The sequence below is a fragment of the Marinobacter sp. genome, from assembly GCF_039977835.1.
Classification (GTDB): domain Bacteria; phylum Pseudomonadota; class Gammaproteobacteria; order Pseudomonadales; family Oleiphilaceae; genus Marinobacter.
Genome location: NZ_JBDWCL010000071.1, coordinates 32,831 through 53,816 on the forward strand (window position 1 = coordinate 32,831; position 20,986 = coordinate 53,816).

Here is a 20,986-nt window from a genome sequence, read left to right on the forward strand (position 1 = left end):
CCGCAAGAGCAGTATTCAGGTAAGAAGGCGCGCATAGATGTCCCCTGAGGCGATCCCGTCAGCGCCTGCATCAAGCCAATGCCGGAGCAGCTCCGGCTCCTGCCAGGAAGACCAGATAAAACAGCGTTGCTCGCCAGCAACGACATTGAACTCGTACTGACCCAGTCGTTCCAGTTCCTCAAGGCATCGCGATGCCTGATCCAGCGTGCCATTCACGAACTCAAAGGACAGGGCCGGCAGCGGCTGGCTCAGCCCCGCCAGCACCTCTGTTTCAAAGCCTTCCACATCAATCTTGCAAAAGCTGGGCTTGCCATATTCCCGTATAAGGTCATCCAGGGTGGTGACAGCAACGGTGACCGAGCCTTCCCATCGAACATGCCGAAAACCGGTCGTCGTTGTCCGCACTCGTTCGCGCCAGTGGCTATCGAATGAGGCTACGGCAGGGGTACGAAAGCTCAGTGCCAGTTCTGCATTACCCGGGGCCCGGCCCACGGCCATTGGCAGGCACACTATCCCGGGTTGATGCCAAGTCAGCCACCGCAGCAAGCGCAGCAACTGAGGCTGCGGTTCCAGCGCCACCACTCGCGCTCCCAACGCAGCGAACGCCGAGGCGCGATCCCCCAGATGGGCGCCGATGTCGAATACCAGATCCCCGGGGCGGATGAATTCACTGTAGAGTCGGCGTAAAGGCTTCTGGCGACCAGGGCGTCGATAGATAAACAGAGAACGCAGCAGTCCCAACCCGCGGTTCAGTTGGTCGGTAATGGCAACGGGCAAGATCACCTCCTGTTGCTTTCGGCCTCAAGAAGATACTCCCCGCACTCGTTGGCCGCCAGCGGCTTGGCGTACAGAAAGCCCTGTCCTTCATCACAGCCAAGGGACTGAAGATTAGCTACCTGCGCCCTGGTCTCTATTCCCTCAGCCAGTACATCCAGCCCCAGACTGTGTCCCATCTGGATGATCGCTTCGGCAATTGCGCTGCTCTCAAGGTCAGCGGGTAGCCCCCCGATGAACGATTGATCCACTTTTAATCGATGGAGTGGGAACTGCTTCAGGTAACTCAGACTTGAGTAGCCCGTTCCGAAGTCGTCTATGGCAAGCGTGACGCCCAGTTCACGAAGTATGTTGAGCTTGTGCAGAACCTGGTCAATGCCATGCATGACCACGCTTTCCGTGACCTCCAGTTCCAGTAGAGCAGGCTTCAGCCCTGTACGTAAAAGCACATCGTTTACCCGATCACAGAAATCAGCCTGGCGGAATTGATGGGCCGAGATATTGACCGCCATAGTCCCTTTTATCAAACCCTGAGACACCCAGCGAACATGCTGGCTGCAGGCGGACTCCAGCACCCAGTCCCCCACCGGCGTGATCAGCCCACAGCTCTCCGCAATAGGGATAAACTGGGCGGGAGATATGAGCCCCCGGGAGGGATGCTGCCAACGAACCAACGCTTCCAGGCCGACAACCTCTCCGGTGTTGAGGTCAAGTTGTGGCTGATACATCAGAAACAGCTCATTACGTTCGATGGCACGATGCAGATCGCTTTCAAGGGTTAAACGATCGAGCCCTCGCATGTTCATTTCAGGCGCGTAAAACTGGTAACCGTTACGCCCCAGGTCCTTGGCAACGTACATTGCCGCATCTGCATTACGCAGCAACGTTTCTGCGTCCTCGCCATCGCCGGGGAAACACGCAATCCCGATACTGATGCCCAGGATAATTTCGGTCCCTTCCAGAACAAAGGGGGAGGTTATGGCAGCGAGAACCTTCTCAGCGATAAGGGCGGCATCCTTTTGTTCGTCAATGCCCGTCAGGGCCACAATAAACTCGTCGCCGCCTTGTCGGCTAACCGTATCCTCTGAACGTACGCAGTGGGACAGGCGCTTCGCCACTTCTTGAAGAACATGGTCGCCCAGGGCATGCCCGAATACGTCATTCACGTGTTTGAACCGGTCGAGGTCCAGGAAAAGCAGTGCGACCTGTTTATCATGCCGCTGGGCGTGCGACAGGGCGACGTTGAGCCGATCGATTAAGAGCAGACGGTTTGGCAAGTCTGTGAGCGGATCATGAAGAGCCATGTGGCTAAGCTGGGCATTGGCTCGTTGGCGTTCGGCTGCAGCACCAAGAATATTGGCAACCCCTTGCAGAAAACCGACATCATCGGTTGAGAATTTACGGGGCGTACTGGCGTAAGCGCCCAGAACACCAACAGGCTTTTCAGTTCCCCCAACCAGCACATCGACACCACTGACCACACCATGGGAGGAGAGGAGTTCGGAGAGAGTGAATCGCGAATCGTTACCGAAATCATGAATGATGACCGGTTCGCGGGAGGCAAGAACCCGATGAGTTTGTGTCTGCTCCATTGGGTCGTCCACGTGGCGACCGATCCATCCTGGCCCCCATCCGATACCGGCCTTCAGAACCAGGGGGTTTTGAGGCCCGTTCAGCAGCAGGACGTTGCTGAACTCCACATTCAGCCCTTTTGTGATGGTTGACGCAGCTTCGGCATACACATCGTCAAGACTCGCGGCGGACAGTGCAAACCGTCCAAGCGCTGCGACGAGCAGTTGTTGCTGGGCCCTGTCGTACAGGGCCAGTTCTGCATGTTTGCGTTCGGAAATGTCCTGAACGGTGCCAAAAAGACCTGCCACCTCACCATGATCATCCTTCCTTGGGACCGCAACGATCTGGACATGAGACTGTTTGCCGTCGCCTCCCTTTGTTCGAAGGTCAAATTGTTGAGCTTCGCCCGAGGCGATTCCCAGGCTGATCATTTCTTCCAGAAGACCGGCACTTTCAGCATCATAGAGAGCCGCGCTGTCATGGAAGGTTCGGGGTGGGCCGAGCCGGATGTCTCTTCCGAATATCCTGTAGACCTCCGGTGACCAGGTTGTTTCTTCGGTGACCAGATTGTATTCCCAGTCCCCGATCTTCCCGATGCGCTGGGCCTCATCCAGGCGATCCTGGGTTCGCTTGAGATCATCAATGTCCGTGCACGTGCCAAACCACTTGACGATATTGCCCTCAGCATCGCGCATGGGCAGTGCCCTGCCGAGCATCCAGTGATAAACCCCGTCCCACCGACGTAGCCGGTACTCGATCTCATAGGGTTCGCCACTGTTGATCGCTTGTCGCCAGCGTTCTGCAGCAAGCCCCCGGTCCTCCGGGTGGAAAGGCGGGTTCCAGCCGTGTCCGAGGCTCTCTTCAAGTGTCAGCCCGGTAAAATCCAGCCAATGTTGATTGAAGTCGATGTGGCGCCCATCGGGGAGGGTGACCCAGACAATTTGCGGCATGGTTTCGACCAGCGTCCGGAACTCCGCATCATGTGTGCGTAACACATTCTGATGGTCAACACCTTTCATAGCCCCCACCTAAAGATTCGAACGCCGTTCCGCCAGCCTGCCTGTCACTCCAGACGCAAAGACTGCCAGGAGAACTGTCAGAGTACTTACGCAAAGATCTTCACAATACTTGAAGTCCTGAAGGCGTGTCCGTTAACTATACTTTATCTGCCGCCGTGGACCTCCATCTGTGAGATGACAGATTATCAATGGTGATCGCCTCTCTCATCTTTCGGCGCCCCCTCGTCACACTTCCTGCAGTCAAGCTTAAACCCCAACATCGACTCCCTGCCCTCCTCGGTGATAACCCACGGGCGGTTCACCCACGGCGGCGTATGTCGCACATGCTGGTTATGGCCGCACGCCAGTTGGGCCACCCAGTGGTTCTCTTCGTCTTTGTGGTAGCCGGTAATCGGTTGTTTCATACGCTCAGTCTATACCGGAATTCCGACGCTGCAGCAAAACAGCCGCCTGAGCACTCATTCAAAAATATTGACGGGCTAGGTCGATTATCTTCGCTTTAAGAATTCTCTGGTCCCACGGACAATGCAAACCTTATAGCTTTTCAACAACGAAAGGGGTTCAAATGAGCGACGCAATGCAGCCTGTCAGTTTCCATTCCATTGAAATGCCGAACCGGTTTGCTCTGGCCCCGATGACGCGCACCAGCGCAGAGGTCGATGGCACACCCAATACTCTTATGGCTGATCATTACGAGGGCTACGCCAAAGGCGGTTTCGGCCTGGTGATCACTGAGGGCACCTACACCGACGACAAAGCCAGCCAGGGGTATGCAAACCAGCCAGGTATCGTCAGTGACTCCCAGGTTGAAGCATGGACAACGATTGTTAACCGTGTTCATGCAGCCGGCAGCAAGATCTTTGTCCAGCTCATGCATGCCGGGGCTCAATTTCAGGCCAACCACTACACCGACCAGCCAATCGGCCCCAGTGACGTTGTTCCCAAGGGGGCGCCCCTGAGCTTTTACGGCGACCAGACGGCCTGGCAGACACCTAGCACCATGACTGAGGCCGATATCCAGACAGCCATCGACGGCTTTGCCCAGTCCGCTGCGAATGCCAAAGCGGCTGGCTTCGATGGCATCGAAATTCACGGCGCCAATGGTTATCTGCTTAACCAGTTCCTGAGCACGCATTTCAACAGACGCGATGACAATTATGGCGGCTCCCTGGAGAACCGCCTGCGCCTGGTCGTAGAAGTGGTTCACGCTATTCGTAAGGCCGTTGGCGATGGCTACCCGGTCGGTATCCGGCTTTCCCAAGGTACCGTGACCGACCCTGACTACCAGTTACCCGAAGGCGCAGCTGGCTTCCGCAGAATCGTCGAAGCCGTTCGTGATGCCGGCGCAGACGTTGTCCACACCACCGACGGCGATGTTAACCGAAAGCATTTCACCGATGGTGACCAGAGCCTGGCAAGCGTTGCCGCCGACGTGCAGGGTATCGATCTGATCCTAAATGGGGGTATTACAGAAACCAACTACCAGGAAGTGGCCAACCAGTTCCCCGGCGTCTTGCTGGCAGTGGGCAAAAAAGCTCTGGCCAATCCGGATTTCGTGCAGCGCCTCAAAGACGGCAAGGAAATTGCCGAAATCGACTTCGGAATGCTGCAACCCAAGGCCACGATCACCAATGAACTGGCCTGGCGCAAGCGGAACGCAGCCTGATAAAACCACCTTTACCCTTTGCGCCCCTCAGGCGTAAAGGGCCTCAATCACGTCAGTGTATTTCTCATAGATTTTGCTCCGGCGCACCTTCATGGTGGCTGTCACTTCATCATCGTCGTGGTCGAGCTCCTTGGTGAGCAGGTGGAAGCGTTTGATCTGCGCCACCTGGGGCAGCTGTTCATTGCCCTTGTTCACTTCGGCCTCAATCAGTTCGTTCACCTGCGACTGCTCCGTCAGGCTGCGGAAGGTGGTGTAGGCAATCCGCTCCTGCTCCGCCCACTTGGCGACCGTGTCAAAATCGATCTGGATCAGGGCAGAGACATATTTCCGGGCCTCACCAATCACGATGCACTCCTTGATATAGGGGCTGGCCTTGATGGTGTTTTCGATTTCGGTCGGGGACAGGTTCTTGCCACCGGCGGTAATGATGATGTCTTTCAGGCGGTCAACAATCCTGAGCTGGCCGTCCCGCCACTCGCCCACATCACCGGTGTGCAGCCAGCCGTCTTTCAGGGTTGCAGCGGTTGTTTCCTCGTTCTTGTAATAGCCCTTGAACATGCTGCCGCCGCGCATGATGATCTCGTTGTGCTCGCCGAGCTTTACTTCCACACCGTCAATGGCAACACCCACGGTTCCGAGATGCACGTTATCCACCGGTTGGGCGGTTGCAACGCCCGTGCTTTCCGTCTGTCCATAGACTTCCACCAGGGGTATACCCATGGTCCGGAAGAATTCCAGAATGCCGGTGGAGATGGGGGCGGCTCCGGTCATTGCGAGGGTGCATCGGCGCAGGCCAATGAAATTCTGTAGTGCCCGGAAAACCAGCCGGTAACTGATGCTGTACAGGCATTTTTCTTTCAGGCTCCACTGCGCCCGGGGTTTGGTAGCGGCGGGCGAACACACCCGGATCGCCCAGTTGAACAGTGCCTTTCGGAACCGTCCGGTTTCCTGGATCTTGATGTAGATGGAGGAATGCAGCTTCTCCCATATTCTGGGCACCCCCAGGAAAAAGGTCGGCGCAATTTCCCGCAAATCCTCCTGTATTGTCCGCAGGCTCTCACCGAAACTGACGGAACTGCCCGCGTAAACCGGCCCGATGTTGGTGACCGCCTGCTCTGCTACATGGCATAGCGGCAGGTAGGAAAGGCAGGACCCATGTTCGTCTGCCTGCAACAGCTCAATAAGCCCCGGTGCTGCGGCATGAAGGTTACCCCAGCTGATCATGGCGCCCTTCGGCCGGCCGGTAGAGCCGGAGGTGTAAACCATCAGCGCGGTGTCATCCATCTGCTGGCCATCCAGCAGTTCATCCGCCAGCCCCGGGTGCTCATTCTCGAACTCCCTCCCCCTGGCCTCGATTTCCTCGAACGCCGTCGGTGGCTCGGGATAATAGCCAAGCCCCTTCATATCGACGGCAATGGTGTACTTCAACTTTGGCAGGTCGGGCCAGGCTTCCAGCACCTTATCGGTCTGTTCCTGATCCTCACACACGACTATTTCCGCATCGCTGTGCTCAAGGACGTAAGCCACCTCGTTCCAGGGGCTGGTCGGGTAGACTCCCACACAGATGCCCCGTGCTATGCCAATACCCATCTGGGCAATAACCCACTCCACCCGGTTTTCCGAGATAATGGCCACATGGCCACCCTCCTTGAGCCCCAGCGCACGGAGTCCCAGACCGAAATGCCGGGCACGCTGATAGTAGTCCTGCCAGCTATAGGCCTGCCAGATGCCGAAATCCTTCTGACGCAGGGCCAGAGCCTCTGGCCGCTCTCTGGCATGGGCGCGCAACATCTGGGTCAGGGTCAGATCAGGTATGGATGGTGTTGTCATGAAAGCCACCGTTTACGGCGTTTGTAGTGCTTGATATCACGGTAACTGCGGGCTTCCCCTTCCTTGCCACCCACTCCCAGGTAAAATTCCCGCACATCCTCGTTGGCGGTGAGCTTGTCGGCCGGGCCGTCGATGACGATCTTGCCGTTCTCCATGATGTAACCGTAAGACGCTATCGCCAGAGACACGGCCGCATTCTGTTCCACCAGCAGTATCGCCGTACCCTGCTCACGGTTGATTCGCGCCACGATGGTGAAAATCTCCTCCACCAGCATCGGTGCCAGCCCCAGTGAAGGCTCGTCCAGCATGATCAGCCGCGGCTGGGCAATCAGCGCCCGGCCGAGGGCCAGCATCTGCTGCTCACCGCCCGACAGGTACCCCGCCAGCTGTTTGCGCCGTTCTTTCAGGCGTGGAAAGTAGTTGTAGACCAGCTCATAGCTGTCGCTCAGTGACGGCCTGTTACCACTGAGCGCGTACGTAGCAGCAATGAGATTTTCCTCCACAGTCAGGTCCTCGAACACCCGACGACCCTCCATCACGTGGAATAACCCGTTGCGTACCAGTTTTTCTGGCGGCCTGCCCTTTACATCCCTGCCCCGGAAACGGACTTCCCCGGCCGTCACTTCGCCGTCTTCAAGCGTCAGGAGGCCGGAAACACTTTTCAATGTGGTGGATTTGCCGGCACCGTTGGAGCCGAGGAGCGCCACAATGGCACCCTCCGGTACCCGCAGTGACAGGCCCCGGAGGACCTGCACCGACTTGTTGTAGACCACCTCGATGTTGTCGATTTCCAGTAAGGCTTCCATACAGCCCCTCAGTCGAGGTGGATCCAGTCCGATACCGGCTCGTAACGACCTTCGTCCGCGTTAACCCGCCAGATACGGCCCACCGGGAAAGACATATCCCGCACGGTCACCGGAATGCCGATAATGCCGCCAGTGTCCCAGTCCTCAATGGAAGCCAGCGCCTCGGCCATGTTGTCACCGGTCAGCTCCTTGCCGGCGTCGAGGGTGCGCTTGACCACTTCCGTCCACACCATGGCATTGAACCAGGCCTGCATGTAGCCAGTGGGGCGATAGCCTGCCTCGGGATCGCTCTTCTCGGCCTGGGCCCGCAGTGCGTCCAGCATCGGTCCGCTTTCTTCGCTGTCATAGTAGTTGTAGGGCATCACGCCCATGTAGCCGTCGGCATCCTCACCCATCTTGTCGATGATCAGCTTGTCCGACGACCAGAACGTGCCCATGAACTGGGTATCCAGCCCCATCTGGCGCATCTGCACCATGAACTCGTTGATCGGCGAGAGCACATAGCCATGGAACACCACGAAATCCGGACGAACCCGGCGCAGCTTAAGGACTTCCGCAGAGACATCCACACTACCGGGTTTGGTAACAATATCCTCAACAACTTCAATGCCCAGCTCGGCTGCGCGAGCCTTGCCATTCTCGATGGGGTCCTTACCAAATTCGGTGTCGCTGTAGACGAAGGCAACCGTCGGCATGTCATCATCTTTACCCTGATCTGCGATGTACTCCAGGATGATGCCGAACATCTGGCTGTAGTTGGGTCCGGGAATGAACTGGTAGGGGTATTGCTCGTTATCTGTCAGCGCGGTGGCGAAGGAGGCGCCGCTCATCAGCGTGTTGCCCTGGCTGTTAAGTTCCGAGGCAATGGCTTTCATGAATCCTGTGCTGTCACCGTAATAGGTGGCCGGCGAGTCACTGCCGGAGATTTTCTTGAAGGCGGCCACTGAGCGGTCCACCTCATAGGCGGTGTCTTCCATCACATATTTCACCGGATGACCATTGATGCCGCCCTCACTGTTGATCCAGTCGGTGTAATCCGTCAGGCCGGCGTGAATGTGGATACCGGCAAAGGCAAACACACCTGAGAGTGGTATGGAGCCACCGAATACAATGGGCTCCTTGTCCTGGGCCATTGCGGGCCCGGCTACCGTCAACGCAGCAACCAGACTGCCAAGACCGGCGAGCCGGCGACCTTTTTCGAGAATGTTTCTGAACATGTTCCTTCTCCTTGCGGCTTCTTGTTGTTGGTGTGGCTCGGGCCTTCTACAACCAGCCCGTCGAAACACGATTAATTCCGGAACGGCCACAGGCGGAAAAAACGACGAATGCGATGCCATATTTCCGCCAGGCCATGGGGTTCAAAAATCAGGAAGCCCACGATCAGGGCACCAAAAATAATCTCCAGCATTGGCGACATAAATACGGGGGCGTTGGGGTAGAAGGGTGTCAGCGCGGCCGTCAGCAGCTTCAGCGCTTCCGGCACCAGGGTCATAAAGGCAGCACCAAGTATGCCTCCCAGTAAATTCCCCATGCCGCCCACGATCACCGCCGCCAGATAGAAAATCGACATGGACAGCGGAAAACTTTCCGGGGTCACCACCCGGTAGAAATAGGCAAACAGCCCACCAGCCACGCCGGCATAGAAGGAGCTGAGCGCAAAGGACATCAGTTTGTAGCGCAGCAGATCAATACCGAGAATCTCGGCGGAGATATCCCGGTCACGGATGGCAATGAACGCCCGGCCAATCCGGGTCCGGAACACATTGGCAGCGGCAAGCACCATCAGCACCGCCAGCGGCACGATGATGAAATACATCATGAAGTCGCTCTGGAAACTCAGCCCGAACAGATGTGCCGGTTCCATGCTCAGGCCGCCCATACCACCGGTGACCGACTCCCATTCGGCAAAGATGAAATGCAGGAAAACACTGGCCGCCAGGGTGGCAATCGCCAGGTATAACCCCTTTACCCGCAGCGAAGGCAGCCCCACCAGAATCCCCACGCCGGCAGCCATCAACCCGGCCAGCAGAAGAGTGACCGGAAACGGCAGGCTGGTGTTGAGGGAGAGCCAGGCTACGGTGTAGGCGCCCACCCCCATGAACCCGGCCTGGCCCAAGGATATCAGGCCGGTAAAGCCGGTCAGAATGTTAAGGCCCGTGGTGCTTATCACGGCAATACCCACAAGACAGCCAAGATACAGCAGGTAGGAGTCGGCCATGAAGGGGAACAACAACAGAATCAGCAGGAAGAGCCCGAACCACAGCTTCTGGGTCTGGCTGGTCCAGATCGCCTCATCGGCCTCGTAGCTCTGCTTTGCGTCACCGATGCGCATCTTATACTCGCTCTATTTCGTGGGTGCCGAAAAGGCCGTAGGGCCGGATCACCAGAATTACCGCCAGCACCAGAAAAGTCGCCGGCATCCGGTACTCTCCCCCCAGGTAGGCCCCTGCTACGGTCTCCAGCCAGCCAATGAACACACCCGCTATCAGTGCCCCCAGGATGCTGTCCAGACCACCCACAATCACCACCACCAGCACACTCAGGCCAATAATCCCGAACTGGGGACTCAGGCCGCCGGTGGCGGCCACCAGTACACCGGCCAGCGAAGCGGCCAGGGAACCGAACACCCAGGCCATGTTGAACACCCGACGCACATTGATGCCCATGGAATAGGCCGCCGCCTGGTCGGAGGCCGTTGCCCTCAGCGCCACGCCACCCCGTGAAAAGCGGAAGTAAAGCAGGTAGATAACCAACAGTGATGCGCCGATCAGGAAACCATAGGCAATCTTCGGTGCCAGGTAGAGCGGGCCGATAAACACCGGTTCCCGGGGCAGGAAACGGGGCAGCAATTGCGGATCGGCCGTCCAGACAAACTCGACCAGACCTACCAGGATGCTGGCAATACCAATGGTCACCATCACCACCGAGATGGGAGACTCACCCAGCATCGGCCGGATCATGGCCTTTTCGATCACCCCACCCAGGATACTGCCGCCAAGCACCGCCATCGGGAGAGCAATCCATGGGGAGAGTTCCATGCCACCGGCAAAGGCCAGAAACAGGTAAGCGGCAAACATCATGATTTCGCCGATGGCAAAATTAATGACGCGGGTGGCCTTGTAGATGATCACAAAACCCAGCGCGATCAGCGAGTAGAGCCCGCCCATGGCCAGCCCGGCCAGACTGATTTCACCGAAGAACAACCAGTCCATCAGGCCGCCTCCCCTTCCGGGCTGAGCTTCCTGCGCAGGCTGTCGATGTCACTGTTGCCCAGGTAGGCCTTGATCACCTCAGGGTTTTTCTGCACATCCATGGGCAGCCCCTCGGTAATGACCTGACCAAAATTGAGCACTGCGATGTGGTCTGAGATATCCATGACCATGCCCATGTCGTGCTCCACCATAAGCACCGTAATGCCCCACTCCTCCCGGATATCCAGAATAAAGCGGGCCATGTCTTCTTTTTCCTCGCGGTTCATGCCCGCCACCGGTTCATCCAGCATCAACACTTTCGGGCGCATGGCCAGTGCCCGTGCCAGCTCCACCCGCTTTTGTAACCCATAGGAAAGACTCGCCACCGGCTGGCGCCGGATATGATCAATTTCCAGAAAATCGATGATTCGTTGCTCAACGTCCCTGCGAACGGCCATTTCCTCCCGCCGCGCCGGCCCGAAATAGGCCAGAGCACTCAGCAGGCCACTTTTCATGTGAACATGGGCACCGAGTTTGATGTTGTCGAGAACGGTCATGCCGCGGAACAGGGCAATGTTCTGAAAGGTCCGGGCGAGGCCCAGCGCTGCCCGTTTGGGAGGCTTGATGCCACTGGAAAGCACCTCACCCTGGTAACTGATCGTACCCTGCTGGGGTTTGTAGAAACCGGAAATGCAGTTGAAAAGTGACGTCTTGCCGGCGCCGTTCGGGCCAATAATGGTGGTAATGGTGCTTTCAGGCACGCGGAAGCTGACATCCTGCAGGGCCTTTACACCACCAAACGACAGAGACAGGTTACTGATTTCAAGGATGCTCACTTCACCTCCCGGCACCCCTGGCGACGGGTACACAGGCATGTGAACACGCCTGGCAGCTACCCTGTTTACGCCCAAAGATGATTGTAATTCTTGTTTTTTCTTGTCTTCGGGGCACGCCCCGCCCCAAGTTTAAAGTAGTCCATACAGGCAACATTAGGCAAACCCTTCTACGCTGTTACCTGACGGACGATATAACGTTACGCAGGGAACTGACCTTCAGATGCGCTACGGCGTGAGAAAAGCACGATATGGCCGAGAAACTGGTAACCACCCATTTTGACCCCGACACCGGTGTGGCAACACTGACCTTCAACCGGCCGGAAGCCCTGAACGCGATCAATGTGCCCCTGGCAAACGCTTTCCTGGCCGCTGTCCAGGGGCTGGAGGACGCCCACGGGTTACGATGCGTGGTGCTTACCGGCGAGGGGCGGGCCTTCATGGCAGGCGGCGATATCGCCAGCATGGCAGGTTCTCCCGAGCAGGCCGGCCGTGCCATTGGCGCAATTCTGGATGCGGTCAACCCTGCCATCCTGCTGTTGCGCAGCATGGACGCCCCGGTGATCGCCGCAGTCAGGGGCGTGGCCGCCGGCGCGGGGCTGAGCCTTGCGCTGATGTCGGACGTGATTGTTGCCCGCGAGGACACAAAATTCCTGGTCGCCTACAATGGCATCGGTGCCGTTCCTGACTGTGGCGGCAGCTGGTTCCTGGCACACAGGATCGGTGCCGGCCGGGCAGCGGAATTGATGCTTCTGGGAAGAACCCTCAGCGCCGCCGAAGCGAAAGGCTGGGGCATGATCACCGATTATGCCCCGGAGGACAGCTATGAAAAGCTGTTGGCCAGCATCACACGGAAAATTGCCAGCGGTCCCACCCGGGCCTTCGGCGCGTTCCGCCGACTAACCGACAGGGCCAACGGCGATCAACTGGCCGACCACCTGGAAGCAGAGCGCGCGGCTTTTCTGGATATGACCCGGACGGAGGATTTCGCAGAGGGCGTGGCGGCGTTTCTGGCCAAGCGGGCTGCGCGGTTCCAGGGCCGATAAACAGGGGTGGGCGCCCGCCCTTGTTAGTCCCGTGCAGTTGAGGTTCAGGAGATGACACCCCGTTCCCTGAGCGTCTGGATCTCGTCGGAAGAAAGACCGGCAACCTGCTGCAGGACCCGATCCGACTGCTCCCCCAATAACGGTGGTGCCGTGCGGTAGGTTACCGGGGTCAGTTTCAGTTTGATCGGATTGCCGACCGTCGGCACCTCACCCAGGTCAGGGTGGGTGACAGCCTGTCTCATCCCCCGGGCCAGAATTTGAGGGTCCTCAAATACCTGATCCAGCGTATTCACTGGCCCACAGGGCACCCCCGCGCGCTCCAGGATGCCTACCCACTCCCGGGTGGACCGCATCACCGTGGCCTGCCGCAGCTTCGGAATCAGTTCCCTGCGATTGGCCACCCGGACGCGGTTGGTCGCGAAGCGATCATCACTCGCCCACTCCGCATGCCCCAGCACATCACACAGCCGGGCAAACTGCTGATCGTTGCCGATCGTCAGTACCATATTGCCGTCAGCCGTGGGAAAGTCCTGATAAGGCACGATATTGGGATGGGCATTCCCCATTCTTGTCGGGGCCTTACCCGTAGTCAGGTAATTCATTGCCTGGTTGGCCAGGCAGGCCACCTGCACATCCAGCAGCGCGGCCTCCACATATTGGCCTTCTCCCGTTCGGTCCCGATGGCTTAGAGCGGCGAGTACGCCGATGGTGGCGTATAGCCCGGTCATGATGTCAGTCAGGGCCACCCCCACCTTCACCGGTCCCGCGCCAGGCTCGCTGTCCGGCTGCCCGGTAATGCTCATCAACCCTCCCATGGCCTGGATCAGAAAATCATAGCCGGGGCGATTCGCGTAAGGGCCATCCTGACCAAACCCGGTGATAGAACAGTAAATAAGTTCGGGGTTGAGGCGTTTCAGACTGTCGTAATCCAGGCCATAGCGCTTGAGACCGCCGACCTTGAAATTTTCCAGTACCACATCCGATTCGGCCACCAGCTTGCGAACCAGCGCCTGGCCTTCAGGGTGGGCGATATCAACCGCCAGGGACTGCTTGTTCCGATTGGCGCTCAGAAAATAGGCAGAGAGTTCGGCGCTGCCATCAGCGCCCTGCAAATAGGGCGGCCCCCAGGAGCGGGTGTCATCACCGGTTCCCGGGCGCTCGATCTTGATGACCTCCGCGCCCAGATCGCCGAGGAGCTGGCCGGCCCAGGGGCCAGCCAGAACCCTGGAAAGATCGAGGACGCGCAGATGGGACAGGGGGCCTGCCATTCGACTCTCCTTGCCAACGTGGGCTTAGCGCATGCCGCCCAGACACAGATATTTGAGTTCCATAAACTCATCCAGGCCATACCGGGAGCCTTCCCGGCCAAGCCCGCTTTCCTTGACGCCACCGAAGGGCGCGGTCTCGGTGGAAATGATTCCGTCGTTGATTCCGATCATGCCGGTTTCCAGGGCCTCAGCCACATGCCAGATGCGCCTGATGTCATTGCTGTAGAAGTAGGCGGCCAGACCGAATTCCGAGTCATTGGCCATGGCGATGGCCTGTTCCTCGGTGTCAAACCGGAACAGCGGCGCCACGGGCCCAAACGTCTCCTCACTGGCCACGAGCATGTCCTGAGTGACGTCCGTAAGGATGGTTGGTTCGAAGAAGGTGCCACCCAGCCTGTGGGCATTGCCCCCCAGGACCACCTTGGCGCCCTTGCCGGTAGCATCAGCGATGTGCCGCTTTACCTTGTCCAGGGCTGCCTGGTTGATCAGCGGGCCCTGTTGAGTCTCACCTTCCAGACCAGCGCCCACCACCAGTTTACCGACCGCTGCTTTGAGCTTTTCGACAAATTGGTCATACACACCAGACTGAACATAGACACGATTGGCACAGACACAAGTCTGCCCGGTATTGCGGTACTTGGAGGCCATCAGCCCGGTCACAGCGGCGTCCAGGTCGGCATCGTCGAACACAATAAAGGGGGCATTACCACCCAGCTCCAGACTCACTTTCTTGACGGTGCCGCTGGCCTGGCGCATCAACAGTTTGCCCACTGGCGTGGAACCGGTGAAAGACACCTTGCGAACAACCGGATTGGTCGTCAACTCCTCGCCCACCTCCGGGGCCCGGGCCTTGGAGCATGTGATAATGTTAAGGACCCCCGGGGGCACACCGGCCGCCTCCGCCAGCACTGCCAGTGCGAGGGCGCACAGGGGTGTATCCTCTGCAGGCTTGACCACCGCCGGACAGCCGGCAGCGAGAGCCGGAGCCACCTTGCGGGTGATCATTGCCACCGGAAAGTTCCAGGGCGTGATCGCCGCGACTACTCCGATGGGCTGCTTGATCACCACAATTCGCTTATCCCGGCCATGGCCCGGAATCACATCGCCGTAGGCGCGTTTTGCTTCCTCTGCGAACCATTCGATGAAGCTTGCGCCGTAACCCACCTCACCGCGTGCTTCCGAGAGCGGCTTGCCCTGCTCCGCTGTCATCAACCTGGCCAGGTCTTCCTGATGCTGCATAACCAGCTCGAACCAACGGCGCAGCACGCCAGCTCGCTCCTTGGCCGGGAGTGCACGCCATTCCGGCCACGCGGCCTCAGCCGCTGAGATGGCCCTTCGGGTATCCTCCGCGCTCATGTCGGGCACATTTGCCAGTTGCTCGCCATTGGCAGGATTGGTTACCGTCAACTGGTTACCCGAGCGCGCCTGGACCCACTCGCCATTGATGTAGGCGCTTTCGCGCAAGAGTTCCGGGTTCGTCAATCTGATAGTCATTACAGTCCTCACTGGAGAGAGTCAGCACCCTCAGAGCAGATAGCTTTCAACTACATCCCTGACAAACGCAGCATAATCGTCAACAGCAACACTCTGGTCTCGATATTTCCTGCGTTTCAGGTACCAGTCCTGCAACAGGGCCTTGATCATCGAAGCCACGAGGCGGGCGTTCCTTGGCCGGTAAACCCCAGCCTTGATGCCGTCCTCAATGACACTCAGGAAGATATCCTCAATCTCCAGCTCAATGGCAACCGCATCGCGCTTTTCCGGCGCCGGCAGGCTCTTCGCTTCCATATAGGAGAAATAGAACCAGGACCGCATCAGCTCGCTCAGGTAAAGATGTGCCTTGATCGCAGAAAACAGCTTGTCACGTACGTCATCTACCTCGCCAGTATAGTGCAGCAAGGTACGGCGGGTGATGGTGAATCCATGGCTCTGGATCAGGTGGATCAGGTGATCCTTGTTACGAATGTAGGCGTACAGCCCCCCCATGCTAATGCCCGAGTCCGCACACAGATCTCTGAGGGTCATGGCATGGAAGCCCTTGGAGTTGGCCAGTCTCAACGTCGACTCGATGATCCGGATCAAGTTCTTGACCGCCGTCGCCTCTTTCTTGATGCTGATTCTGTCCTTGTTCTGGCGATACACCTCACGAACCACGTCCTCCTTGGACATGCTCAATTCGTCACGAAATGCCTCATAATTTTCAATCATTGATACCACGCCTGTCTGCTCCTGCGGCGGGGATTATACGTCAGATCATGCCACTGACAGGAACCGGTCCTGGGTGGCCTGATCAGCCCGGAGTTCATCACTGCTCGCCTCGTGCACCACCTGGCCCTTTTCGAGGATGTAGGCTCTCTGCGCATGCTTGAGAGCGAAACGCACGCTCTGGTCGGTGAAGAGGATGGTTGTGGTCTGACTCAGGTCGTCAATCAGCTCACCAATCTGCTGCACGATAACCGGGGCCAGACCCTCATTGGGCTCGTCCAGTAATAGCAGTCTCGGCTGAATCATCAGCGAACGCGCCACCGCCAGCATCTGCTGTTGGCCACCGGAGAGGGTGGCACCGTCCTGGTCAGACCGTTCGCCCAACATCTCGTACTTCTTGAGGATGCCATCCACTGTCCAGCGCGAGGCACCGCCCTTGCGTTGATAAGAGGCCACATCCAGATTATCCCGCACGGTGAGTCCGGGAAAGATCCGGCGATCTTCCGGCACATACCCAATGCCTGCGCGGGCAATCCGGTGTGCCGGCCAGCCCTGCACCGGCTTGCCTTCATAAATAACCTCTCCGGACCTCGGAGGGGTCAGCCCCATGATACTTTTCAGAGTGGTGCTTTTCCCCGCGCCGTTCCTGCCAAGGATGCAAACTGTCTCTCCGGCCTCAAGCCGGAGGGTAACACCTTGAAGCGCCTGACTCTCACCGTAAAACGTCTGGATATTGCGAACATCAAGAATCATGGCCTGGCCTCCTCGACCGCTTCGTCATCTTCCTCCCCCAGATACGCGACACGCACCTCCGGATGGCTCTTCACTTCTTCAGGTGTACCGGCAAACAGCTTCTCGCCACGGTGCATGACCAGAATACGGTCCGCCAGATTGAAGACCACATCCATATCGTGCTCGGTGATCATGAACGTGTAGTCACCGCTGTCGGCAAGCTTCTTGATCAGCCGTGTGGTGAGTCGCGTTTCATCCGGGGTCATGCCCGCGGTGGGTTCGTCCAACAGTACCAGCTTGGGTTGTGTTGCCAGCACCATGGCGATTTCCAACAATCGTTTGTCGCCGTAGCTGATAACTTCAGCACGCTGCGCCTTCAGGCTGTCGATGCCCAGACGTTTCAGAAACTCAACCGCCTCTTGCTGGATCACGGTGTTGCGAGAAGCAAAATTGAACAGCTTGCGGCTATGGCGATGATAGGCCGACAGCACCACTTCCACGTTCTCCTGCACCGTCATCTCCGGGAAGATGTTATTGATCTGGAACGACCGGGATACTCCCAGTCGGCTGATCTTGTGGGGTGGCAGGCCGGTGATATCCCTGCCGTCCAGCATGATCTTGCCCTCAGTGGGCTGCATCCGGCCGGAAACCATGTTGTAAAAAGTAGTCTTGCCGGCACCGTTGGGGCCGATAATAGCGATGGTTTCCCTGGGCATGACTTCAAGGTTGATATCAGAGACCGCTGTGACTCCGCCAAAACGCTTGGTCAGGTTAGCGATGGTAAGGACCGGGTTACTCATTTCTTCACCTCCATCCACCAGTCAATGGCGGTGCCCAGCAGGCCCTTGCGGAAGAAGATCACCATCATTGCCAGAATGATACCCAGAACCAGCATCCAGGACTCTGTATAAGTGGTGATCCAGGTTTCCAAAAGGACGAACGCCGCCGAACCAATGAAGGGGCCCAGGAAAAACCCGGTGCCACCGAGGATGGCCATCAGGATCGGTTCGGCGGACATGGACCAGTGCAGAAGTTCCGGGCTCGCGACACGCAGGAACGGCGCGATCAGACCACCAGCGAGGCCTGCGAAGGTTCCGGCTATGACAAATGCCACCAAACGATAGGTTCGCACGTTCAGTCCGGCGAACGACACCCGTTCGGGATTCTGACGGATGGCCTTGAGGATCATGCCGAAAGAACTGCGACAGATCAGGTAAAGCACGATCGCTGCAACGGCCACAATACCCAGCACCACATGATAATAGACCGAGGGATTACCCAGGGTCAGATCGAGTCCAAGCCCGAAGGAGCCAAGGGTAAACCCGGCAAGGCCGTCACTGCCGTTGGTCACCGAGCGCCACTGATAGGCGATGGCAAAGACCATCATGCCAAAAGCCAGGGTGAGCATGGCAAAGTACACCTCATTGAGCCGGACACTCAGGAAGCCGATCATCAGCGCCAGCAGTGCGGACGCCCCCATGGAGACCAGCAGGCATGCCAGGAACGGCCACTCCAGGTGGATGAGCACCAGGGACGTGGCGTAAGCGCCGATACCGAAGAAGGCTGCATGTCCGAAGCTTAGCATGCCGGTATAACCGAAAATCAGGTTGAAGCTGGCCGCGAACAGACCCAGGATCAGGATTTCGGTAAAGATAAACACATAGAAATACGAAGCAATCCAGGGCACCGCAATCAGCCCCGCGATCACCGCAGCCAGAACGGCCATCAGAACCTTGGTCTTCATGCGTGTGCTCCCTTACCCATAATGCCGTGTGGTTTGAACAACAGAACCAGCGCCATGCCGACGAACGGCAATAACAGGTTCACCTCCGGCAGGTAGCGGCCACCAAAGCCGTGAATCAGCCCCAGGATGATGGCTCCGAGCAAGGCTCCCGGGAAGCTGCCCAGTCCCCCAATTACCACCACGATGAACGACTCGATGATGATCTTGTCCCCCATACCCGGATCAAGTGCCCGCATGGGGGCGGCCATGACACCACCGACAGCGGCCAGCCATGCGCCAAACGCAAAAACGCCGGTCACCACCAGCCGGGTATTGATGCATAGCGCCTCAGCCATATCGCGATCCAGTGCCGCTGCCCGCATGATGCGACCGACACGAGTGCGGTTGAACAGGTACCAGAGGCCGGCCAGCAGCAACAGGCCGATAACGATCACAAACAGGCTGTAGGTGGCAACGGAACTGCCCAACAGACGCACCGAACCTGACAGCAAATCCGGTGGCTGGACCACATGGATGCCACTGCCCCAGATCATCCTCACACTCTCGTTGATGATCAGCAGGATAGCGAAAGTCAGTAGCAGGCTGTCTGCCACGTCCCGGGAATAGATAAAGCGCAACAGGACCCGGTCGATGATAACTGCCAGGATAGCGACGCCAATCGGCGCCAGGAGCAGGGCCGCCCAGAAGGGCATGCCTGCGATGTTGATCAGAGTGAAGGCCAGATAGGCCCCCAGCATGTAAAGTGCCCCGTGGGCAAAGTTGATGATGTTCAGCACACCGAACACGATATTCAGACCCACTGCGATAATGAACAGCAGCAGCCCGATATCGAGACTATTCAGCAACGCCGCTCCGATGCCAGACATGGATTACCTCATTACGTTAGGGCCGGATTCGTGGCGCCCCGGAGGACGCCACGGCAAGCAAAAGAACAACAGTCAATTCAGAGCTTGCAGCCGGTCTCTTCGATGGTGCGGGCTACTTTTTCGCCGTCAAAGATCTGCAGGTTGGTCAGCGTACGGATGCCATGCTCCGGATGCATGGGGCCGGAAACACCCCAGTTCGGGCTCACCATGGCCTGGTTATCGCCTTCACGAAAAGTAACCGTTCCGTTCGGTGCTTCCATGCTCATGCCGCTCAGCGCCTTGGCAACGGCAGGACCATCGGTGGTACCGGCCGCTTCCATCGCCTGTTTGTAGGCGTAGATGGCGGCATATGCACCCTCAGCGTTGTAGCTCGGCGGATTGCCGTAGGCATCAAGGTAAGCTTTCACAAAGCGGTCATTAATGTCGTTGTCGTAGGCTTCGTACCAGTAACGGGTAGACAGATGCACTCCCTCAGGCATTTCTTCGCCCAGAGCGGTCAGTACTTCAGTCGCGGCGCCCACTGTGAACATCACCTCCAGGTCCTCTTCGAAGAAACCACGGGTATTGGCCTGGCGGATAAAGTTGACCAGGTCACCACCCCAGACGGAGATCAGAACGCCCTTGGCGTCAGAGTCCATGACCCGATCAATGAACGGGGTGAAATCCTCGGCACCGAAGCGCGGAAAGTTGGTCTCCGACATCAGGTTCACATCCGGATTGATCTCTTTGAGATAGTTACCAAAGAACTCCCAGGACTGATGGCCGAACGCATAGTCCGGACCGATGGTGGTCCAGTTAGTGGCATCGGTTTCTGCAGCCACCATAGCGGCAGCCTTCATGTTCTGGGCCACGTTTACACTGATGCGGTAGGTAAACGAATTACACAGCTTGCCGGTGACATCCGGCGTGGCGGCGTGGGTTATGATCAGGGGTTTCTGCAGCTCCGGCATGGTCGGAACCATTCCCTGGGCAACGCCCGAGCTGTCGAGCCCCACAAGGGCGTCCACATTCTCCGAGTAGACCAGCTTGCGCGCGGCCTGGATGGCTACCGAAGCCTTTCCCTGGGTGTCCTCATAGATCATTTCGACCTGGCGACCCAGGATGCCGCCGGAGTCGTTAATTTCATCCACTGCCAGGTTGATGCCTTTTTGGGCAAACTCGCCGTAGGTGGCGGCGCTGCCAGAGAGAATGTAGAGGCCACCGATCCGGATCGGATCCTCGGCAAAGCTGGTGCCGGCGGTACCAAGCGTCGCGGTTGCGGTCATCGCAACCAGAAGATTCCTGATGGTCATTTTTTTCATGGTATTGCTCCTGTGTTCTTGTCTTTGTTGTCACTGGAACTTGTAAGCCCGTTGAATCAGGGCCGGTTTCGATTTTCTGAGTGCGTTATTCGCGTTATCGCAACCTCCTGCTGACCATGGTCAGCCCAGTCAT

19 protein-coding genes are annotated in these 20,986 nt (G+C 57.9%); 2 read left to right on the top strand and 17 right to left on the bottom strand.

The window, feature by feature from the left end:
• Window positions 1–15: 15 nt before the first annotated feature.
• The 3 genes from ABJM11_RS20340 to ABJM11_RS20350 all read right to left on the bottom strand — a co-directional run bounded on the left by ABJM11_RS20340 (window position 16) and on the right by ABJM11_RS20350 (window position 3,769).
• Window positions 16–777 (bottom strand): FkbM family methyltransferase, encoded by a 762-nt coding sequence (locus tag ABJM11_RS20340; protein ID WP_348292349.1) that lies wholly within the window; start codon window positions 775–777, stop codon window positions 16–18.
• A gap of 2 nt (window positions 778–779) precedes the next feature.
• Window positions 780–3,365, bottom strand: coding sequence for an EAL domain-containing protein (locus ABJM11_RS20345; protein ID WP_348292350.1), 2,586 nt, complete (start codon window positions 3,363–3,365; stop codon window positions 780–782).
• A gap of 185 nt (window positions 3,366–3,550) precedes the next feature.
• The gene (locus tag ABJM11_RS20350; protein WP_348292352.1) at window positions 3,551–3,769 is read right to left on the bottom strand and encodes a DUF3565 domain-containing protein; all 219 of its coding nucleotides are present in this window, start codon (window positions 3,767–3,769) and stop codon (window positions 3,551–3,553) included.
• Between the two features lie 161 nt (window positions 3,770–3,930).
• Here ABJM11_RS20350 and ABJM11_RS20355 point away from each other — a divergent pair, with 161 nt between their 5' ends.
• Window positions 3,931–5,031, top strand: a complete 1,101-nt coding sequence (locus tag ABJM11_RS20355) for an NADH:flavin oxidoreductase (protein WP_348292354.1) — start codon at window positions 3,931–3,933, stop codon at window positions 5,029–5,031.
• Window positions 5,032–5,058: 27 nt separating this feature from the next.
• On the opposite strand, the gene ABJM11_RS20360 is transcribed toward ABJM11_RS20355, so the two are convergent.
• The 6 genes from ABJM11_RS20360 to ABJM11_RS20385 all read right to left on the bottom strand — a co-directional run bounded on the left by ABJM11_RS20360 (window position 5,059) and on the right by ABJM11_RS20385 (window position 11,694).
• On the bottom strand, window positions 5,059–6,861 hold the full coding sequence (locus ABJM11_RS20360) for an AMP-binding protein (RefSeq protein ID WP_348292355.1): 1,803 nt from the start codon (window positions 6,859–6,861) through the stop codon (window positions 5,059–5,061).
• Complete coding sequence (locus ABJM11_RS20365) at window positions 6,858–7,667, bottom strand: ABC transporter ATP-binding protein (protein WP_348292356.1); 810 nt, start codon at window positions 7,665–7,667, stop codon at window positions 6,858–6,860. The genes ABJM11_RS20360 and ABJM11_RS20365 overlap by 4 nt, the downstream gene beginning before the upstream one ends.
• Window positions 7,668–7,675: 8 nt before the next feature.
• Window positions 7,676–8,884 (bottom strand): ABC transporter substrate-binding protein, encoded by a 1,209-nt coding sequence (locus ABJM11_RS20370; RefSeq protein ID WP_348292357.1) that lies wholly within the window; start codon window positions 8,882–8,884, stop codon window positions 7,676–7,678.
• Between the two features lie 71 nt (window positions 8,885–8,955).
• Entirely contained in the window at window positions 8,956–9,999 is a 1,044-nt protein-coding gene (locus tag ABJM11_RS20375) for a branched-chain amino acid ABC transporter permease (RefSeq protein WP_348292358.1), read from the bottom strand.
• Window position 10,000: 1 nt separating this feature from the next.
• Window positions 10,001–10,879, bottom strand: coding sequence for a branched-chain amino acid ABC transporter permease (locus ABJM11_RS20380; protein ID WP_348292359.1), 879 nt, complete (start codon window positions 10,877–10,879; stop codon window positions 10,001–10,003).
• Window positions 10,879–11,694 (bottom strand): ABC transporter ATP-binding protein, encoded by an 816-nt coding sequence (locus ABJM11_RS20385; protein ID WP_348292360.1) that lies wholly within the window; start codon window positions 11,692–11,694, stop codon window positions 10,879–10,881. Before ABJM11_RS20385 ends, ABJM11_RS20380 begins: the two co-directional genes overlap by 1 nt.
• Before the next feature lie 248 nt (window positions 11,695–11,942).
• Between ABJM11_RS20385 and ABJM11_RS20390 the strand changes: the two genes are divergently transcribed.
• Window positions 11,943–12,737 carry an enoyl-CoA hydratase-related protein gene (locus ABJM11_RS20390; protein WP_348292361.1) on the top strand — a complete coding sequence of 265 codons (795 nt, stop codon included), beginning with the start codon at window positions 11,943–11,945 and terminating at the stop codon, window positions 12,735–12,737.
• A gap of 44 nt (window positions 12,738–12,781) precedes the next feature.
• Here the strand turns inward: ABJM11_RS20390 and ABJM11_RS20395 are convergent, their stop codons facing one another.
• From ABJM11_RS20395 to ABJM11_RS20430, 8 genes are all read right to left on the bottom strand, one after another.
• Entirely contained in the window at window positions 12,782–14,005 is a 1,224-nt protein-coding gene (locus ABJM11_RS20395) for a CaiB/BaiF CoA-transferase family protein (RefSeq protein WP_348292363.1), read from the bottom strand.
• Window positions 14,006–14,029: 24 nt separating this feature from the next.
• Window positions 14,030–15,493, bottom strand: a complete 1,464-nt coding sequence (locus ABJM11_RS20400; RefSeq protein WP_348292433.1) for an NAD-dependent succinate-semialdehyde dehydrogenase — start codon at window positions 15,491–15,493, stop codon at window positions 14,030–14,032.
• 36 nt (window positions 15,494–15,529) lie between these two features.
• Window positions 15,530–16,213: a TetR/AcrR family transcriptional regulator gene (locus ABJM11_RS20405; RefSeq protein ID WP_348292364.1), complete on the bottom strand. Its 684-nt coding sequence runs from the start codon at window positions 16,211–16,213 to the stop codon at window positions 15,530–15,532.
• Window positions 16,214–16,258: 45 nt separating this feature from the next.
• Window positions 16,259–16,963 (bottom strand): ABC transporter ATP-binding protein, encoded by a 705-nt coding sequence (locus ABJM11_RS20410; protein WP_348292365.1) that lies wholly within the window; start codon window positions 16,961–16,963, stop codon window positions 16,259–16,261.
• A complete protein-coding gene (locus ABJM11_RS20415; RefSeq protein ID WP_348292367.1) occupies window positions 16,960–17,742 on the bottom strand; it encodes an ABC transporter ATP-binding protein in 783 nt (260 codons plus the stop codon). The genes ABJM11_RS20410 and ABJM11_RS20415 overlap by 4 nt, the downstream gene beginning before the upstream one ends.
• Window positions 17,739–18,686, bottom strand: a complete 948-nt coding sequence (locus tag ABJM11_RS20420) for a branched-chain amino acid ABC transporter permease (RefSeq protein WP_348292369.1) — start codon at window positions 18,684–18,686, stop codon at window positions 17,739–17,741. The genes ABJM11_RS20415 and ABJM11_RS20420 overlap by 4 nt, the downstream gene beginning before the upstream one ends.
• On the bottom strand, window positions 18,683–19,552 hold the full coding sequence (locus ABJM11_RS20425) for a branched-chain amino acid ABC transporter permease (RefSeq protein WP_348292370.1): 870 nt from the start codon (window positions 19,550–19,552) through the stop codon (window positions 18,683–18,685). The genes ABJM11_RS20420 and ABJM11_RS20425 overlap by 4 nt, the downstream gene beginning before the upstream one ends.
• 77 nt (window positions 19,553–19,629) lie before the next feature.
• A complete protein-coding gene (locus tag ABJM11_RS20430) occupies window positions 19,630–20,853 on the bottom strand; it encodes an ABC transporter substrate-binding protein (protein WP_348292371.1) in 1,224 nt (407 codons plus the stop codon).
• Between the last annotated feature and the right edge of the window lie 133 nt (window positions 20,854–20,986).

What these genes read in the sequence shown, in the direction of transcription:
- ABJM11_RS20345 (WP_348292350.1), bottom strand. Translation starts at nt 3,365, where the DNA reads ATGAAAGGTGTTGACCATCAGAATGTGTTACGCACACATGATGCGGAG.
- ABJM11_RS20350 (WP_348292352.1), bottom strand. Translation starts at nt 3,769, where the DNA reads ATGAAACAACCGATTACCGGCTACCACAAAGACGAAGAGAACCACTGG.
- ABJM11_RS20355 (WP_348292354.1), top strand. Translation starts at nt 3,931, where the DNA reads ATGAGCGACGCAATGCAGCCTGTCAGTTTCCATTCCATTGAAATGCCG.
- ABJM11_RS20360 (WP_348292355.1), bottom strand. Translation starts at nt 6,861, where the DNA reads ATGACAACACCATCCATACCTGATCTGACCCTGACCCAGATGTTGCGC.
- ABJM11_RS20365 (WP_348292356.1), bottom strand. Translation starts at nt 7,667, where the DNA reads ATGGAAGCCTTACTGGAAATCGACAACATCGAGGTGGTCTACAACAAG.
- ABJM11_RS20370 (WP_348292357.1), bottom strand. Translation starts at nt 8,884, where the DNA reads ATGTTCAGAAACATTCTCGAAAAAGGTCGCCGGCTCGCCGGTCTTGGC.
- ABJM11_RS20375 (WP_348292358.1), bottom strand. Translation starts at nt 9,999, where the DNA reads ATGCGCATCGGTGACGCAAAGCAGAGCTACGAGGCCGATGAGGCGATC.
- ABJM11_RS20380 (WP_348292359.1), bottom strand. Translation starts at nt 10,879, where the DNA reads ATGGACTGGTTGTTCTTCGGTGAAATCAGTCTGGCCGGGCTGGCCATG.
- ABJM11_RS20390 (WP_348292361.1), top strand. Translation starts at nt 11,943, where the DNA reads ATGGCCGAGAAACTGGTAACCACCCATTTTGACCCCGACACCGGTGTG.
- ABJM11_RS20395 (WP_348292363.1), bottom strand. Translation starts at nt 14,005, where the DNA reads ATGGCAGGCCCCCTGTCCCATCTGCGCGTCCTCGATCTTTCCAGGGTT.
- ABJM11_RS20405 (WP_348292364.1), bottom strand. Translation starts at nt 16,213, where the DNA reads ATGATTGAAAATTATGAGGCATTTCGTGACGAATTGAGCATGTCCAAG.
- ABJM11_RS20410 (WP_348292365.1), bottom strand. Translation starts at nt 16,963, where the DNA reads ATGATTCTTGATGTTCGCAATATCCAGACGTTTTACGGTGAGAGTCAG.
- ABJM11_RS20415 (WP_348292367.1), bottom strand. Translation starts at nt 17,742, where the DNA reads ATGAGTAACCCGGTCCTTACCATCGCTAACCTGACCAAGCGTTTTGGC.
- ABJM11_RS20420 (WP_348292369.1), bottom strand. Translation starts at nt 18,686, where the DNA reads ATGAAGACCAAGGTTCTGATGGCCGTTCTGGCTGCGGTGATCGCGGGG.
- ABJM11_RS20425 (WP_348292370.1), bottom strand. Translation starts at nt 19,552, where the DNA reads ATGTCTGGCATCGGAGCGGCGTTGCTGAATAGTCTCGATATCGGGCTG.
- ABJM11_RS20430 (WP_348292371.1), bottom strand. Translation starts at nt 20,853, where the DNA reads ATGAAAAAAATGACCATCAGGAATCTTCTGGTTGCGATGACCGCAACC.